Raw genomic sequence first — 14,331 nt, forward strand, 5'->3', positions numbered from 1 at the left:
GGCCTGGTTCGGGTCCGGCCGGCTGTGGACTGCTGGTCCCTGGTGTCCGGGTGTTGCGGGGCTGCTGGTCCCTGGCGGCCAGGGCCACGTTCGTCCTCAAATCCGACGTTCGTCCTGGAATTCCAGGACGAACGCCAGATTTGAGGACGAACGTCGTTGAGGGGGTGGTGGACGTCCCGGATCTGTGAAGCCGGAAAGGGGGACGTGCGGAGCTGGGAAGAGCGCAGGAGCCGGTCGGGGAGCTGGTCCCACAGCTCCGGGCTCAGCTCAGATGCCGGTCCCAGAAGTCCAGGATCGCCTCCATCCGCTGACGCCGGTGCCACGGCGTCCCGGATCTGGACAGCTCGTGGTTCTCGCCGGGGAAGACCAGCAGCTCGGCGTCGAGACCGGCGCGCACCAGCCGCGCGTGGTACTCCAACCCCTGGGAGATCGGGCAGCGCAGATCCTGTTCGGAGTGGATCACCAAGGTCGGCGTGGTGACCTGCTCGGCCCACGCCATCGCCGACTGGGCCGCCAGCTGCCGGGGATCGGTGCCGTTGTAGACGTCGGGGAAGTACCAGCCGATGTCGGAGGCGCCGACGAAGGACCTCGGGTCCAGGTATCCCCGTTCCACGATCGCGCCGCGCCAGCGGTGATCGTGGCCGATGATCCAGGCGGTGAGATAGCCGCCGTAGGACCCTCCCATGATCCCGAGCCGATCGCCATCCAGGTCAGGATGGGTGGCCAGGGCCGCCTCCAGGAAGCCGAGCACATCGGCGGCGTCCACGTCGCCGAAGTGACCGATCACGGCGCGGGCATGCTCGCGGCCGTAGCCGGCCGAACCGCGCGGATTGCAGGCCACCACGGCGTACCCGGCGGCCACCAGGGTCTGGAACTCGTCGAAGAAACTGCCGGTGTACTGGGAGTGCGGGCCGCCGTGAATCACCAGGAGGACCGGATGGTGGCTGGCCGGATCGGTCCGCGGCCCGGTCGGGGTGAGGATCCAGCCGTGCACCGGGTTGCCGTCGCGGCCCTCGGCGGTGAACTCCTCGGGCTGGACCGGCGGTGCCGCCTCGCGCAGATCCCGGCCGAAGTCGGTCAACTGGGTGACGCCGCGCGGGCCGATCAGCACCAGCTCGCCGGGGGACCTCGGCGTCGTCACGGCGGCGAGGAAGAAGTTCTGGGTGCCCGGGATCGCGGTGGCAGAGGTGGCGACCATCTCGGCGTCCAGGACCACCCGGTCCTGACCGGCCCGCTCGCAGCCCGCCCGGGGCCCAGTGACCAGGTGGACCCTGCCGCGGCCCTGGAAGGAGTCCGTGACAAGCACCCCGGGGCCCGCCGCGCTCAGCACATGGTCCAGCGAGATGTCGGGATCGGTGAGCGGGAGGAGACCATCTGCGCTGATCACCCCCACCTGGTTGTTGGCGGCCACCGGGTCATCCCCCTCGGCGCCGAGATCGGTGAAGGAGACGAGGACCGCCGGCCCCGCCCCCGTTGCCACCGAGTGGATGGCGACCTGGTGGGTCTGCCCATCGACGTTGATCTCACCGGTCCCAGGCACCGGGGTCGCCGGGAGCCCCTGGTCCGGGTCGATGCACATCAGAGTGCTGATCATGCCCGACTCCGGCGTCTCGCAGCAGGCCAGGATCCTGCCGTCGGGCAGGATCACCGCACTGGTCCAGTCGGCCCCGTCGCTGGTGATCCGGCGCACCTCGGCCAGACCCGGGATGGTCTCCTCGGTGCTGGAGTCCCCGGCCCCGCGAGACTCGCCGCCGGCCGATCCGGCCGATCCGGCCGCTCGTCCGACCGGCCGCACGGCCGGTTCGGCCTGCGGGTCGGGAACCTCGATGAGGAAGAGCTGGAGCGGCCGGTCGGCGTACCAGCCGGCCCCCATCCCGTTGTGGCGCAGCTTCACACCGGTGAGGTGACGCGGATCCTCGTGGTCGGCGTCGATCCCCTGGACGCTGCCGTATCGGCCCGCGTCGGGAACTCGCGCCGAGACCACGACGCGACGGCTGTCGGGAGCCCAGCTGAACTCGGCCACCCCCTGGGTGAAGGAGGTGATGATCCACGGCTCCCCGCCGCCCGATTCGACCAGGGCGAGCTGGGCGCGGTGGCCCGGGCGTCGTCTCAGGAAGGCGATCAGGCGGCCGTCGGGGGAGACCTTCGGGCAGGTGTCGGCGAAGCCGCGAGTGATCCGCGTGGCGCCCGGCAGCCCTGACCCCTCGCCGTCCAGCGCTCCCGATGATTCCGCGGGCTGTTCGCCGGGAGCCGGGGCGCCCAGCGGAACCCGCCACAACTGACCGATGTGGTCGTCGGCCTCGAAGCTGGCATGAGTCACCGAGACCACCGCCCAGGCCCGCCCCGGATGAACCGACGGGGCGCCCACATGAGGAAGGAGGGGAATCTGCTCTGGCCGCATGGCCCCGACCCTAGTGTCAGTGCCGGTGCACGTCAGAGTGCCGGGGAGTTCCTCAGTCCCGCGACAGGATGATCACCGAGTAGGGAGGCAGCACCAAGGTCGCGCTGGCCGGCTGGCCGTCGTAAGGCTGCTCCACCGCGTCGACCCGGACCGGGACCTCGGCCCCCACGAAGTCGGCGGAGTAGAGGGTGGCATCGGAGTCCAGCCGGGTGGTCCATGAACCGGCGTACGGCATACCGATGGTGTACTCCCCCCACACCGTGTTGCACAGGTTGACTGCCACCACGACGTCGTCACCCGGGCCGCCGTCGTACCAGCGGTGGAAGGCGTAGACGTTGTGCTCGTCGTTGAGGTGCAGGGTGGCGACATGCTGGCCCGTCAGCCCCTTGGAGTACCCCTCGGTGTTGAGACGCAGGCTGATCAGGTCGGCGTAGAGCCGCACGATGCCGCGGTACTGAGTGCTGCGGTGCCAGTCCAGCGGAACGGTGTCTCGGAACCAGCCGTCGGTGAGGAACTCCTGCCCCTGGAAGATCATCGGGATCCCCGGGGCGGTGAAGACCAGCGCCGCTCCCAGCGTCGATCGTTTCTGGGCGAAGTAGCCGTCGGGGTCCTCCGGGTCGATCTCCTCGGGAACCCGGGCCGAGCCGTTGGCGACCTCGTCATGGGACTCGGTGTAGATCACCCTGGAGAAGGCATCGCCGTAGCTGAACTCGACGGCCTCTCGCACCGAGTCCATGTCGCGGGCCTGGTCGTCGGCGGCGATCACCGCGGCGCGCACCGGGTGCACGAAGTGGTTGTCCCACTGGGCGTGGAAGGCCGCACCGCCGTCGTCGGCGGAGACCACCGGGGCGTAGCCGTGCAGATCCTCGGCGATGAGGTAGCGGCTGGGCTCCTTGGCCCGGATGTCGGAGTTGATCCAACGCGACAGGGTCCAGCCGTCGGGAATGTTGGTCTCCCCGGCGTCGACGCTGCGCATGTAGGGGGTCATGTCGTATCGCAACCCATCGGCGTGGTACTCGTCGAGCCACATCATGGCGTTGTCGTGGATGAACTGGCGCACCTCTCCGCGGCCGTAGTCGGGCCGGGTGTCGCCCCACGGCGTCGAGGAGCGCCAGTCGTTGTAGAAGTAGATGCCACCCTTGCCGTTCTCGCTCCAGCCGTCGAACTGCCACAGGTCCAGGTCGGAGGGGCCGAAATGGTTGTAGACCACGTCGATGATGACAGCGATGCCGTGGGAATGGGCGATCCGGACCAGGTCGCGCAGCTTCTCCGGGCCCCCGTAGGCGCTCTCGACGGCGAAGATATTGGCCGGGTTGTAGCCCCAGGAGTAGTCCCCGGCGAACTCGGCCAGCGGCATCAGCTCGATGGCGTTGATGCCCAGGTGCACCAGGTGCCCCATCTTGTCCTCGACGTTGTCGAGGGTGCCGGGATGGTCGGAGTCGGGATCGGCGTCGAAGAAGGTGCCGACATGCATCTCGTAGATGACCAGGTTGTTGAGGGTCGGGGCGACGAAACGGTCCCCCCGCCAGTCGTAGGCATCCGGATCGGTGATGATGCTGTTGCCGACCGAGCTGGTGACATGGCGGGCATAGGGGTCGATCCTCGGGATGAGGCGGCCGTCCTCGGCATGGATGACGAAGCGGTACTGCTGGCCGGCCCGGGCTCCGGGGACCTCGCCGTACCAGTAGTCGTTGCCCTCGCTGAGCAGGGTGTGGGCCGGGGTGGGCAGTTGCGGCTTGGTCTCGGCCCTCCCCTGCGGCTGGGAGGGGCCGTGCCCGTCGGCTCCGGTCCGGTCGGCCTGGCCTCCCGCGCTCTTCGGGTCGGGCAGTGCCGACCAGTCGTCGAACTCACCGGTGACGTCGATCGCGGTGGCGTGCGGGGCCCAGACCCGGAAGGCGACGCCGCCGTCGACGATGATCGAGCCCATTCCTTCTGCGCGAGGGGGCTTCCCGGCCTGGGAGTTCTTGCTGGCAACTGCGCTCATCCGTGCTCCTGCTGGTCGATGTCAGATTGGAGTCTAGGCTCGACGTCATGTTCGACTCAGCTGTTCACCTGCCTGCGATCGATCACCCGGAGCTGCTGGGGGAGCCAGTGCGCCGACTCATCGGGTTGTTGCCACAGGCCGAGGTCTTCGCCATCGACCCAGCGCTGTCGGACACCGAGGCGCTGTGTCGTGCCTTCGGGGAGCCGGAGTCGACCTGCGGCAACTGCGTCATCGTGCGCGGGCACCGCAGCCAGATCACCCGCACCGTGGCCTGCCTGGCGCTGGCCACCACCAGGGTCGACGTCAACAAGCTGGTCCGGAAGAGACTGGACGTTCGCAAGGCCTCTTTCGCGCCGATGGACGAGGCCACCCGCGAGTCGGGGATGGAGTACGGCGCCATCACCCCGGTGGGGTTGCCCGCTGACTGGCCGATCTGGATCGACCCCGCAGTCGCCCGGGCCCCGATGGTGTGCATCGGGGCGGGCACCCGGGCCTCCAAGTTGGTGCTGCCGGGCAGCGCCCTGCTGGCGTTGCCCCATGCCGAGGTGGTGGAGGGGTTGGCCCACTGACGGCTACCGCGCTCTGCGGCGCGGTCCTCGCCGGCGTCGGCAGGGTGGGTCCCCGGGCTGGAACCGGGGTCGCCCCGGGCCGCGGTGATCGGACCCGGTGAGGTGCGCGATCAGCTCAGCGAGGCGGTGGCCGTGATGGTGCCGTCCGGCCGACGAACCGCCAGCTCTCCGTCCGGACCCTCGCCGACCGACATCACCGCGGGTGCGGTCGCGGAGGCGGTGAGCCGGTAGCAGAAGGTGCGGCCTGCGGCATCCACCCCGCGGCGGGTGAACTCCTCGGCCAGCCACAGCGCCTGGAGGGGGCCGTGGATCACCAGCCCGGGATGGCCTGCTCGAGCGCAGAAGGCGCGGTCCCAGTGGATCCGGTAGGGGTTGGCGGTGAGGGCCGAGAAGGTGACCAGCATCGGTTCGGTGACGGCGATCCGGCCCGGTCCCAGGTCTGCGAGGTCGCCGGTGAGGGGCTGGACCGGGGCACCAGCGTGGGAAGGGCCGGATGTATCGGCCGGGGAGGAGACGGCGGCCGAGCTGGAGGCGCCGGGGTCCGATGGCGCGCCCTCGGGAGTGCGGACCGGTCGGGTGGCGGTGAAGACATAGTCCTGCTCATCGGTCAGCAGGGTGTGTCCGGCCTGACTCCAGGTCGACTCGAGGGTCACGAAGGTGAGTTTGCCGTGTCGCCCGTTCTTGACGGTGCGGCGGGCCACCCGCGTGCTGCGGCTGGTCGGCACCCCGAGCCTCAAGGGCTCCTTCATGCGCACCCGACCGCCGGCAAACATCCTTGTCATTCCCGCTTGCGGGGTGATGACGCCGCCGATCAGGTAGCCGTCCTCGTCCAGTTGCCGTGGGTCGACCGGGTCCAGCAAATGGCACCACTGCCAGCAGGCAGGCAGGACATCGCCGCTCGGGGCGCGACCCAGGAACACCGCCAGCGGCTCCAGATCCGACCGGTCGATGACTCCCTGCCTGATCTGCTGGCCAGCAGCCTGCGGTTTACTCGGCCAGACCATAGAGGCGGTCGCCAGCGTCCCCCAGGCCCGGAACGATGAAGCCGTGCTCGTTGAGGTGATCGTCGACAGCGGCGACCACCAGATTGCACGGCACACCGAGCTCGCGGACCAGGTCGCCGAAGTGCTCGATGCCCTCGGGAGCGGCGAGGATGCACAGGCAGGTGATGTGGGTGGCACCGCGCTTGACCAGGAACTTCACCGCACCGCTGAGCGATCCGCCGGTGGCCAGCATCGGGTCGAGGACGAAGCACTGGCGCCCGGTGAGGTCGTGCGGCAGGCGCTCGGCGTAGGTGACCGGGATCAGCGTCTCCTCGTCGCGGGTCATCCCGACGAAGCCGACCTCGGCGCTGGGGATCAGGCGCATCATGCCCTCGAGCATGCCGAGCCCGGCGCGCAGGATCGGCACCACCAGGGGCTTGGGATCAGACAGCGCGACCCCCTCGGTCTCGGCGATCGGGGTCTGGACGGTCCGGGGTTCCACGCGCACGTTGCGGGTGGCCTCGTAGGCCAGCAGGGTGACGAGTTCGTCGACCAGACGACGGAACTTGGGGCTAGGGGTCTCGACCGATCGCAACAAGGTGATCTTGTGAGAGACGAGCGGATGGTCCATGACGTGCAGTTCCACGGACTCCACTTTCGCACACCTCCGGGTGGTCCGCCGCCTCCGGGTGCGCGAAGTACTCCCCACACCGGGGTTCGTGCACAGATACGCGCAGATACCCCGGTCTGGGGAGTACTTTGCGCACTTCGGGACTCCTTCCGGGGTGCCATTCCTGTCATCGGGGGATGCCATGAACCTCGCGAGGGCGGATTTCTCCGGCTTTTCACCCAGTCGGGGTGTGAACCGGGCGGGTTCTCTGACACGATGGGTGCGCCGGTCGGCTTAAGGAGGACGCTGTGTGCCCGTTCAATGACAAGGATGTGGACCCGTTCGACGAGGATCCCGTCGGGGAATCGGCAGACTCCGACGATGATGCGGCGGCCGAGAGCCTTCCCGATGAGGACTACGACGACCTCGATGATGACACCGACGACTACGACGATGACGAGGACGACGACACCGAGGACGACGAGGACGACGACACCGAGGACGACGAGGACGCGGACGACGAGGACGACTATGACGATCTCGATGACCTCGAGGATGCCCTCGAGGACGAGATCGACCTGGTGGTGGCCCTCTACGACGACGACGGAGAGCGGATTGCCGTCAGCCTCGACAAGCAGCTGGCCAACGATCTGGACGAGTTGATCACACAGCTTCGTAGGCTGCCCGGGGACGCCGGAGCAGTCGGGATGGTCTCCATCGATCATCAGTTCTTCGTCATCGTGCGGGTCAGGGGACGTCATGTCGGGGTCTTCCTGTCCGATGCCGTGGAGGGCAATGACTGGCCGATCGCCCGCGATGTCGCCGACTACCTGGGCGACGACATCCCCGACCCCGACGATGACCCCGAGCCGATGGGCGACTACTCGCTGCTGTCGGACGCCGGGATCAGCGAGTTCGACCTGGAGGCCTTCGCCGACCTCGACGAGGACTCCGACGAGGTGCTCGCACAGATCGCCAAGCGGATCAACTACGGCCGGCAGTTCAGTCACGCGTCTCCCTCGATCCGCTGAGCCCCGCTGGTGACCTCTGAACCGGCTGGGCCGATGAGCTCCTGGCGGTCGGCGATGGAGCTGGCTTTGGTCTGGGCAGCTCGGGCCCCCGGCTGGGGAGATGTGCCGATCGGCGCGGTGCTGCTGGGCCCCGATGGCTCGGTGCTCTCCCAGGCCGCCAACGAACGGGAACTCACCGGGGATCCGACCGCCCATGCCGAGATCCTGGCGATCCGACGCGGTGCCGAGAAGCTGAGAGAAGGCCACCGAGGTGCCGCATGGCATGGGGGCGGACTCTCTTGCGGGGCCCTGGTCGGCGACGCGGGCCGGGAGGGTCAGGCCGGCCCGCAGGCCCCCGACACACCGGCGGCCGGCAACTGGCGGCTGGCGGACTGCACCCTGGTCGTCACGCTGGAACCCTGTACGATGTGCGCCGGAGCCATCGTGGCCGCTCGCATCCGGCGTCTGGTGTTCGGAGCCTTCGATCCCAAGGCCGGAGCGGTGGCCTCGTTGTGGGATGTGGTTCGCGACCCGCGACTCAACCACCGCCTCGAGGTGGTCCCGGGAGTTCTCGCCGAGGAGTCGAGCCGACAGCTCAGAGCTTTCTTCGACGATCTGCGCTGAATCATTCCTGCGGCCCCTGACCAGGCGATGGCGATGCCTCGAGCCGGTCCTCCCCAGCCGTCCTATACGGTGGGGCGGGTGAGCAGACTGGAGGACCGGAGCACCACCGAGTCCGGCGAAAGCCGAGACGAGGACAGTGGTGAGGCTCCCGACTCGGCAATTGACACCGCCCGAGAGGCGGAGCAGGAGACCGCCGAGGAGTCCGAGACAGCTGCCGGCCCGAAGCACTTCGCCCGGATCCACGGGATGCTGGCCCGCCACGAGTTCCTCACCTCGGTGATGAAGGTGATGAGCGGTACCGGCATCGCCCAGCTCATCGCGATGGTGGCCACGCTCTACGTCACCCACCGCGTCCCGCCGGCCGAGTGGGGTACCTACGCGGCGATCATGGCGGTGGCCCAGTTCGTGGTCCCGGTGGCGGCGTTGCGCTACGACATGGCCATCGTGCTGCCCCGTGATGACGGCGAGGCCAAGCGCATCTTCCGGCTGGCGACCCTCATCAACGCGACCGTGTCGGTAGTCGCGATGATCGTGATGGTCCCGGTTGGCGGGATGCTGGCCGATGCCCTGGGTGCGCCGCAGGCCCGCTGGTGGATGCTGGCCGTCGGCCCGATCATCTTCACCTTCGCCGAGCTGGCAGTCGTCAACTACTGGGCCAACCGCCGCAAGCGGTTCGGGGTGATCGGTACCAACGCGGTCTGGAACCAGTCGGTGACCGCCGGCGGCCGGATCGTGGCGGCTTTCGCCGGGTTGGGCGGGTTCGGTCAGCTGGCGGCCACCCTGTTCGGGGAGATCGCCGCCCTCGGCAACTTCTGGAAGAGGCTCGGCCAGGACCTGCGCTCGATCCCGGAGTCCGACACCCCGCTGCGGCTGTTGCTGCGCAAGTACATCAAGATGCCATTGCTGACTGCCCCGAATGCCATCGTCGACTCACTGCGTCTGCAGGGCATCAACCTGTCGATCGGGTTGTACTTCTCCAGAGCCACCCTGGGTACCTTCAACATGGCCTGGGCGCTGATGCAGGTGCCTGCCTCGGTGATCAACACGGCGTTGTCCCAGGTGTTCTTCCAGCGGCTGTCGGTCACCGACGCCGGTCGGATGTACAAGAGCGTGAAGTCCTCGGTGTTCCGTTCCGCGCTGCTGGGGGTCATTCCCTTCGCCGCTCTCTACTTCCTCATCCCGCCGGTCCTGCCGCGGTTGATGGGCTCGCAGTATGCGATCTCGGCGCAGATCGCGGTGGCACTGGTGCCCTGGCTGTACTTCAACTTCATCACCTCGCCGATCTCGATGATGTTCATCGTGACCCGCAACAACGGCGTCGCGCTGGCTTTCGCGATCGTCTACGCGGCGGTGCCGCTGGGCTATCTGGCACTCTTCCACCACGAGATCGTCCAGACCATCTACGTGATGTCGATCGTGATGGCCGGACTCCTGGCCATCTACATCGTGCTGGCTCTGATCGTCGCCAAGCGGTTCGACGCCAGGTACCAGAGGGGAGACGCGGTTCCTGCCGGGTCGGCCGTCGAGGCCCCGCGGGACTGACGCCACCAGGTGCCGGATGGTGTGCGCCGACCGCTCCGGGAGGCCGTCTGGCGGGCCGTCGTGGCCGCCGAGAGATTTTGCCCGAGCTCCGGCGGTCAGCTATGTTGTCTGACGGTGACGTGTCTGAGCGGCCGAAAGTGCTCGCCTCGAAAGCGAGTGTAGCGAGAGCTACCGAGGGTTCAAATCCCTCCGTCACCGCCATCTGACAGCAGCCCCTGACTAGGTCAAATACCTAGTCAGGGGCTGTTCTCCGGACAGCTGCCGGGCTCTTGGGGATGACCCGGCAGGTGCCGATCACCAGTCCATCCGGCCAGTCCTGCGCCACCCTTCTGGGGGCCGGTTCAGCTCAGCTCGGCAGGGGAAGGTGGTGGCGCACCACCAGGTCGGCGCCGTCGGGCAGCCCGTCGAGCTCGGCGTCGAGCGGTTCGACGGCAATGCGCTGAACCGGCTGTCGGTCGACGTCGGACAGCTCGATGCGGACCTGGAGGTCCCGGTCCCGGCAGGGCAGCCGCCACACCAGCTGTGAGGCCGAGGTGCACCACAGCAGCCGGGAGGCCAGTGGCGGGACCTCCTCGACCAGGCCTCCGGCCCCCGCCACGGCGTCTCGGAACTGGGACCGCCGGATGTCGGCGGGGATGTCGTAGAAGACATTGGCGCTCAGCATGTCGGCGATCTTGAGGTGATTGCCGCCGGTCAGCAGCATGGCGTCGATCCGGCGGGCCGCCTGATAGGTCGCCGGCCACATCCGGATGCGGCGGGCCGGAACATCCAGACGCCGCAGCACGGCGTCCAGCAGATCGGCGGCCCGGCTGGCGACCGGCTGGCCGTCGGCGGTGGCGTAGGCGACCACTCCGATTCCCGAATCGAGGTGCCAGCGCATGTTGGCGGCATACCCGGGCAGCCCCCCGGAGTGCTGGGCGATCGGCCCGAAGCGTGAGTCGTGCTCGATCACCAGGCCCAGGCCGTAGCCGACGGCGTCATTGCGGCCCGGGATCCAGCGGTTGCCGATGGAGGGGATGACGGTGTGGATCCGCTGCATGCGGGCCCTGGAGGAGCCCGACAGCACGCTGACCCGCGGTTCGCCGTCCTGGCCTCCGCCGAAACCGGCCATCTCGAAGGGTTCGGACAGCCAGCCCGACCAGCGGGCGATGTTGTCGACGGTGGAGAACAGCGCACCGATCGGGGCGGTGGCCCCCGACTCCGACATCTCCCTCTCGATCCAGTTGCGGCCCTTGTCGAAGGTGGTGAAGCCGCGGGCCAGGCTGAACCGGTCGTCGTAGTCCCCGGCCCGGTAGCGGGTGTCGTCGAGGCCCAGCGGGTGCAGCAGCTCGCGCTTGAGGAAGCTCTCGTAGTGCTCGCTGGTGATGACCTCCAGGATCATCGATGCGATCGTGAAGGCGATGTTGGAGTACTGATATGCCTGACCCGGCGGCTCACTGAAGTGCAGCCCGCGTTGCAGCAGGCTGACGAACTCGCCGCGGGGGATGTCGAGATTGCGATCGGACCAGGCGTTGTCCTCGGGCAGCCCGGAGCAGTTGGAGATGATCATCTTCACCGTCACCACCTCCCCCGACAGGTTGCGGAAGGAGGGGATGTACTGGCCCACCGGAGTGTCGAGATCCAGCTCCCCGCGCTCGACCAGGAGCAGCAGGCAGGCCACCAGGAAGCTCTTGGACATCGAGGCGATCCGGAAGACGTCGGAGCGGGCCGGGGCCGTGAAGCCGTCCAGGCTGGTGGCGCAGTAGGCGATGACTCCGCTGCGGTCGAAGACCGCGGCGGCCCAGGTCGGAGCCTGCAACTTCCAACCCGGGACTGCCTCGTCGACCATCGCCGTGACAGTCGCCGGATCGATCCCCTCGCTCGTCATGTTCACCTCTCCGGTACCCCTCGCGGAGGCCGTCCTGGCCATCCCACAGCCCGAAGATAGCCCCACGAATGGGCCCGACAGCCCCAGAAAGGGGTCTGGAAACACAGCGGTTACGCGATTGTCCAGACCGCGTTGCGTTGGGGACCATCCGCCGCCCGGATCTGTCCTCCCCGAGGCTGCGATCCGGACCACCAGCCAGCGGCCGAGCCCCCGCGCAGCTGTCCGCGAGTCAGGCATGACAAGGCCTCGGTGGCACAATGACCCTGTGCCGATCTTCGACCTCGACCTGCTGATCGGGGCGGCAGTTGCTCTGCTGGCGGCCTTCGCGGCGCGAATCAGCTCGCGCCTGGGACTGCCCGCATTGCTGCTGTTCCTGCTGGTCGGCATGATGTTGGGGCCGCTGGGATTCGGTATCCAGTTCAATGACGCCGCGCTGGCCCACGGCCTGGGCTTCGCAGCCCTGGTGCTCATCCTGGCCGAGGGTGGCCTGAGCACGAAGTGGACCTCCATCAGACCGGCCCTACCGGTCGCCGGACTGCTGGCCACTGTCGGTATCGGCGTCTCGATCGGCCTGATGGCGCTGTTCGGACACCTGGTCATCGGACTGCCATGGAATGTCGCCATCCTGCTGGGGGCTGTCACCGCGCCGACCGACTCGGCCGCCGTCTTCTCGGTGCTGCGAGGGGTGCCGGTGCCCTCCAGGGTGCGGTCGGCACTTGAGGCCGAGTCGGGCCTCAACGACGCCCCGACGGTGCTCGTGGTCATCGCGATGACCGAGATGATCGCCGGCCACCCGCCGCACGGCGGTATCCCGGGCCTGATCGGCTCCATCGTCTTCGAATGGGCCGGGGGCATCCTCCTGGGTGTTGCTGTCGGCCTGGTCGCGGTGCGGGTCACCAGGCGGGCGAGTCTTCCCTCCTCGGGTCTCTACGCCCTGGCGGCACTGTCGTGGGGGGTGCTGGCCTATGGACTGGGGGTGTGGCTCGGGGTCTCCGGTTTCGCCGCGGTCTACGTGGCCTCGGTGGTGGTCGGCAACGGCGATCTGCCCTACCGCCATGCCACTGAGTCGTTCTCCGAGGGGGTCGGATGGATGGCCCAGATCGGTCTGTTCGTGATGCTGGGCCTGCTGGCCAATCTGGAACGACTCAGCTGGGCCGAGGTGATCCAGGGCACGGTGGCCGGGTTGTTCCTCACCTTCGTGGCTCGCTCGGTCTCAGTGGCGGTCTGCGCGACGCCGTTCAGGATTCCCTGGCGGCATCAGGCCTTCCTGTCGTGGGCCGGGCTTCGAGGAGCGGTCCCGATCATCCTGGCGACCATCCCGATGGCCGCACGTATCGATGAGGCCCAGCATGTCTTCGACATCGTGCTGGTCTTCGTGGTCGTCTTCACCAGCCTCCAGGGCCCGACCCTGCCGTGGGTGGGACGCAAGCTCGGCCTGGTTGACCCGGATGCCGCCAAGGACGTCGACATCGAGGTGGCACCCCTCGATCAGATCGACGCCGTGCTGCTGCAGGTCCATGTGCCCGACGACTCCCTGCTGGTGGGGGTGACGGTGCGCGAGCTGCGGCTGCCCCACAATGCCTTCATATCGCTGATCATCCGACGTGAGCAGTCCTTCGTCCCCCGGGCCTCGACCTCGTTGTCACAAGGAGACGAGCTGTTACTGGTGACTCCGGAGAAGGACCGGCGTCAGGTCCAGGAGAGGCTCACCGAGATCGGTCGCGGCGGCCGGCTGGCCCGTTGGCACGGGCTGCGGGTCACCACCGAGGAGTGAACCGGCCCCGGCGTCAGGAATTCGACGACCCGCTGGCCGCCGGGGTGGCCTGAGTCGACGACCCGGGGGTCGGGGTCGGACTGGCGCTGGGAGCCGGCAGACAGACCGCGCCGTTGACCGCGATCGAGGTGGGGGCCTTGGCGTTGAAGCCCTCGTAGCTGGTGCCGACCTTGACGGTCACCGAGTGGTCCACCTTCGCGGTGTCCACCTGGATGACCGCCTTCTGGAAGAAGCCGGCGACGAGCTTGACCTCGGGGGAGTCCTTGGCGGCGCCGACGATGACGGTCTGCTTGACCCGGTCATCGGTGTTGCCGGTCGCGGTGACATTGAACCCCTTGGCTGTCAGCTGCTTTCCGACGTCACTGGCCAGTCGGCGGGTGTAGCCGCCATTGACGACGTTGACACTGACAGATTTCGTGGTGAGGTTCTTGCCGACATCGGTGGGCACGCAGGGCGGGATCACGTCGCCGGGCATGGGCGCCGTGAGCCCCTTCCACCCGAAGCCGAGGGCCAGAGCGATCAGCGCCAGCAGGAACAGCAAGGTGATGGGGGTGGCGGCGATTCGCAGGTAGCGGCGGGTGGATTCTGAGGTCATTGCGGTCCCGTGTCAGCGCAGCTCGAGGACCCGGGCGTGGACGGTCTGGCGCTGCTGGAGGGCCGCTCGCAGGGCTCGGTGCAGACCGTCCTCCAGGTACAACTCGCCACGCCATGACACCACATGAGCGAAGAGGTCACCGTAGAAGGTGGAGTCGTCCTCGAGCAGGCTGCCGAGGTCCAGGTTGCTCTTCGTGGTGACGAGCTGGTCGAGACGCACCTGGACAGGTGGAATCTCCGACCATTGCTTCTGCACGTACCCGTGGTCGGGGTAAGGGCGGGAATCGCCGACTCGTTTGAAGATCACGCAGCGATCCTACCGGGTGGCGGGACAGACCACCGGAGTGTGCGCGCAGGTTCGGCCGGGCGAGCA

Annotated in this window: 12 protein-coding genes and 1 tRNA gene; 6 read left to right on the forward strand and 7 right to left on the reverse strand. The window is 68.1% G+C overall.

The genetic code is table 11. The annotated features are described in order from the left end of the window. Positions 1-262: 262 nt before the first annotated feature. Both G554_RS0104905 and G554_RS0104910 read right to left on the reverse strand, forming a co-directional pair. Positions 263-2,320 (reverse strand): S9 family peptidase, encoded by a 2,058-nt coding sequence (locus G554_RS0104905; protein WP_161626463.1) that lies wholly within the window; start codon positions 2,318-2,320, stop codon positions 263-265. A gap of 133 nt (positions 2,321-2,453) precedes the next feature. Beyond that, positions 2,454-4,385, reverse strand: coding sequence for an alpha-amylase family glycosyl hydrolase (locus G554_RS0104910; RefSeq protein ID WP_027587033.1), 1,932 nt, complete (start codon positions 4,383-4,385; stop codon positions 2,454-2,456). A gap of 47 nt (positions 4,386-4,432) precedes the next feature. Between G554_RS0104910 and G554_RS0104915 the strand changes: the two genes are divergently transcribed. After that, a complete protein-coding gene (locus tag G554_RS0104915; RefSeq protein WP_036924709.1) occupies positions 4,433-4,954 on the forward strand; it encodes a YbaK/EbsC family protein in 522 nt (173 codons plus the stop codon). A 110-nt stretch (positions 4,955-5,064) separates the two neighbouring features. On the opposite strand, the gene G554_RS0104920 is transcribed toward G554_RS0104915, so the two are convergent. Together G554_RS0104920 and upp are read right to left on the reverse strand one after the other, a co-directional pair. Further along, a complete protein-coding gene (locus G554_RS0104920) occupies positions 5,065-5,958 on the reverse strand; it encodes an HTD2 family dehydratase (RefSeq protein ID WP_051232456.1) in 894 nt (297 codons plus the stop codon). Further along, complete coding sequence (gene upp, locus G554_RS0104925) at positions 5,942-6,568, reverse strand: uracil phosphoribosyltransferase (protein ID WP_027587036.1); 627 nt, start codon at positions 6,566-6,568, stop codon at positions 5,942-5,944. Before upp ends, G554_RS0104920 begins: the two co-directional genes overlap by 17 nt. A gap of 287 nt (positions 6,569-6,855) precedes the next feature. Here upp and G554_RS0104930 point away from each other — a divergent pair, with 287 nt between their 5' ends. From G554_RS0104930 to G554_RS0104945, 4 genes are all read left to right on the forward strand, one after another. Next, the gene (locus tag G554_RS0104930; protein ID WP_027587037.1) at positions 6,856-7,578 is read left to right on the forward strand and encodes a tRNA adenosine deaminase-associated protein; all 723 of its coding nucleotides are present in this window, start codon (positions 6,856-6,858) and stop codon (positions 7,576-7,578) included. 54 nt (positions 7,579-7,632) lie between these two features. Then, entirely contained in the window at positions 7,633-8,181 is a 549-nt protein-coding gene (locus G554_RS0104935; RefSeq protein ID WP_071162158.1) for a nucleoside deaminase, read from the forward strand. Between the two features lie 246 nt (positions 8,182-8,427). Next, a complete protein-coding gene (locus G554_RS14745; protein ID WP_051232485.1) occupies positions 8,428-9,723 on the forward strand; it encodes a lipopolysaccharide biosynthesis protein in 1,296 nt (431 codons plus the stop codon). 113 nt (positions 9,724-9,836) lie between these two features. Beyond that, positions 9,837-9,924 (forward strand) — tRNA-Ser (locus tag G554_RS0104945). Between the two features lie 145 nt (positions 9,925-10,069). Here G554_RS0104945 and G554_RS14750 read toward each other — a convergent pair. Next, the gene (locus G554_RS14750; RefSeq protein WP_051232458.1) at positions 10,070-11,590 is read right to left on the reverse strand and encodes a serine hydrolase domain-containing protein; all 1,521 of its coding nucleotides are present in this window, start codon (positions 11,588-11,590) and stop codon (positions 10,070-10,072) included. Positions 11,591-11,825: 235 nt separating this feature from the next. Between G554_RS14750 and G554_RS0104955 the strand changes: the two genes are divergently transcribed. Then, entirely contained in the window at positions 11,826-13,364 is a 1,539-nt protein-coding gene (locus tag G554_RS0104955; RefSeq protein ID WP_051232459.1) for a potassium/proton antiporter, read from the forward strand. Positions 13,365-13,377: 13 nt separating this feature from the next. On the opposite strand, the gene G554_RS14755 is transcribed toward G554_RS0104955, so the two are convergent. Beyond that, complete coding sequence (locus tag G554_RS14755; RefSeq protein ID WP_051232460.1) at positions 13,378-13,959, reverse strand: LytR C-terminal domain-containing protein; 582 nt, start codon at positions 13,957-13,959, stop codon at positions 13,378-13,380. Between the two features lie 12 nt (positions 13,960-13,971). Beyond that, positions 13,972-14,265, reverse strand: coding sequence for a type II toxin-antitoxin system VapB family antitoxin (locus G554_RS0104965; protein WP_027587040.1), 294 nt, complete (start codon positions 14,263-14,265; stop codon positions 13,972-13,974). Between the last annotated feature and the right edge of the window lie 66 nt (positions 14,266-14,331).

Source organism: Acidipropionibacterium thoenii DSM 20276 (assembly GCF_000423445.1).
Lineage (GTDB): Bacteria > Actinomycetota > Actinomycetes > Propionibacteriales > Propionibacteriaceae > Acidipropionibacterium > Acidipropionibacterium thoenii.

Coding starts and splice junctions, on each gene's coding strand:
- G554_RS0104920 (WP_051232456.1), bottom strand. CDS start 5,958: ATGGTCTGGCCGAGTAAACCGCAGGCTGCTGGCCAGCAGATCAGGCAG.
- G554_RS14755 (WP_051232460.1), bottom strand. CDS start 13,959: ATGACCTCAGAATCCACCCGCCGCTACCTGCGAATCGCCGCCACCCCC.
- G554_RS14745 (WP_051232485.1), top strand. CDS start 8,428: ATGCTGGCCCGCCACGAGTTCCTCACCTCGGTGATGAAGGTGATGAGC.
- G554_RS0104910 (WP_027587033.1), bottom strand. CDS start 4,385: ATGAGCGCAGTTGCCAGCAAGAACTCCCAGGCCGGGAAGCCCCCTCGC.
- G554_RS0104915 (WP_036924709.1), top strand. CDS start 4,433: ATGTTCGACTCAGCTGTTCACCTGCCTGCGATCGATCACCCGGAGCTG.
- G554_RS0104935 (WP_071162158.1), top strand. CDS start 7,633: ATGGAGCTGGCTTTGGTCTGGGCAGCTCGGGCCCCCGGCTGGGGAGAT.
- G554_RS0104955 (WP_051232459.1), top strand. CDS start 11,826: ATGACAAGGCCTCGGTGGCACAATGACCCTGTGCCGATCTTCGACCTC.
- upp (WP_027587036.1), bottom strand. CDS start 6,568: ATGGACCATCCGCTCGTCTCTCACAAGATCACCTTGTTGCGATCGGTC.
- G554_RS14750 (WP_051232458.1), bottom strand. CDS start 11,590: ATGACGAGCGAGGGGATCGATCCGGCGACTGTCACGGCGATGGTCGAC.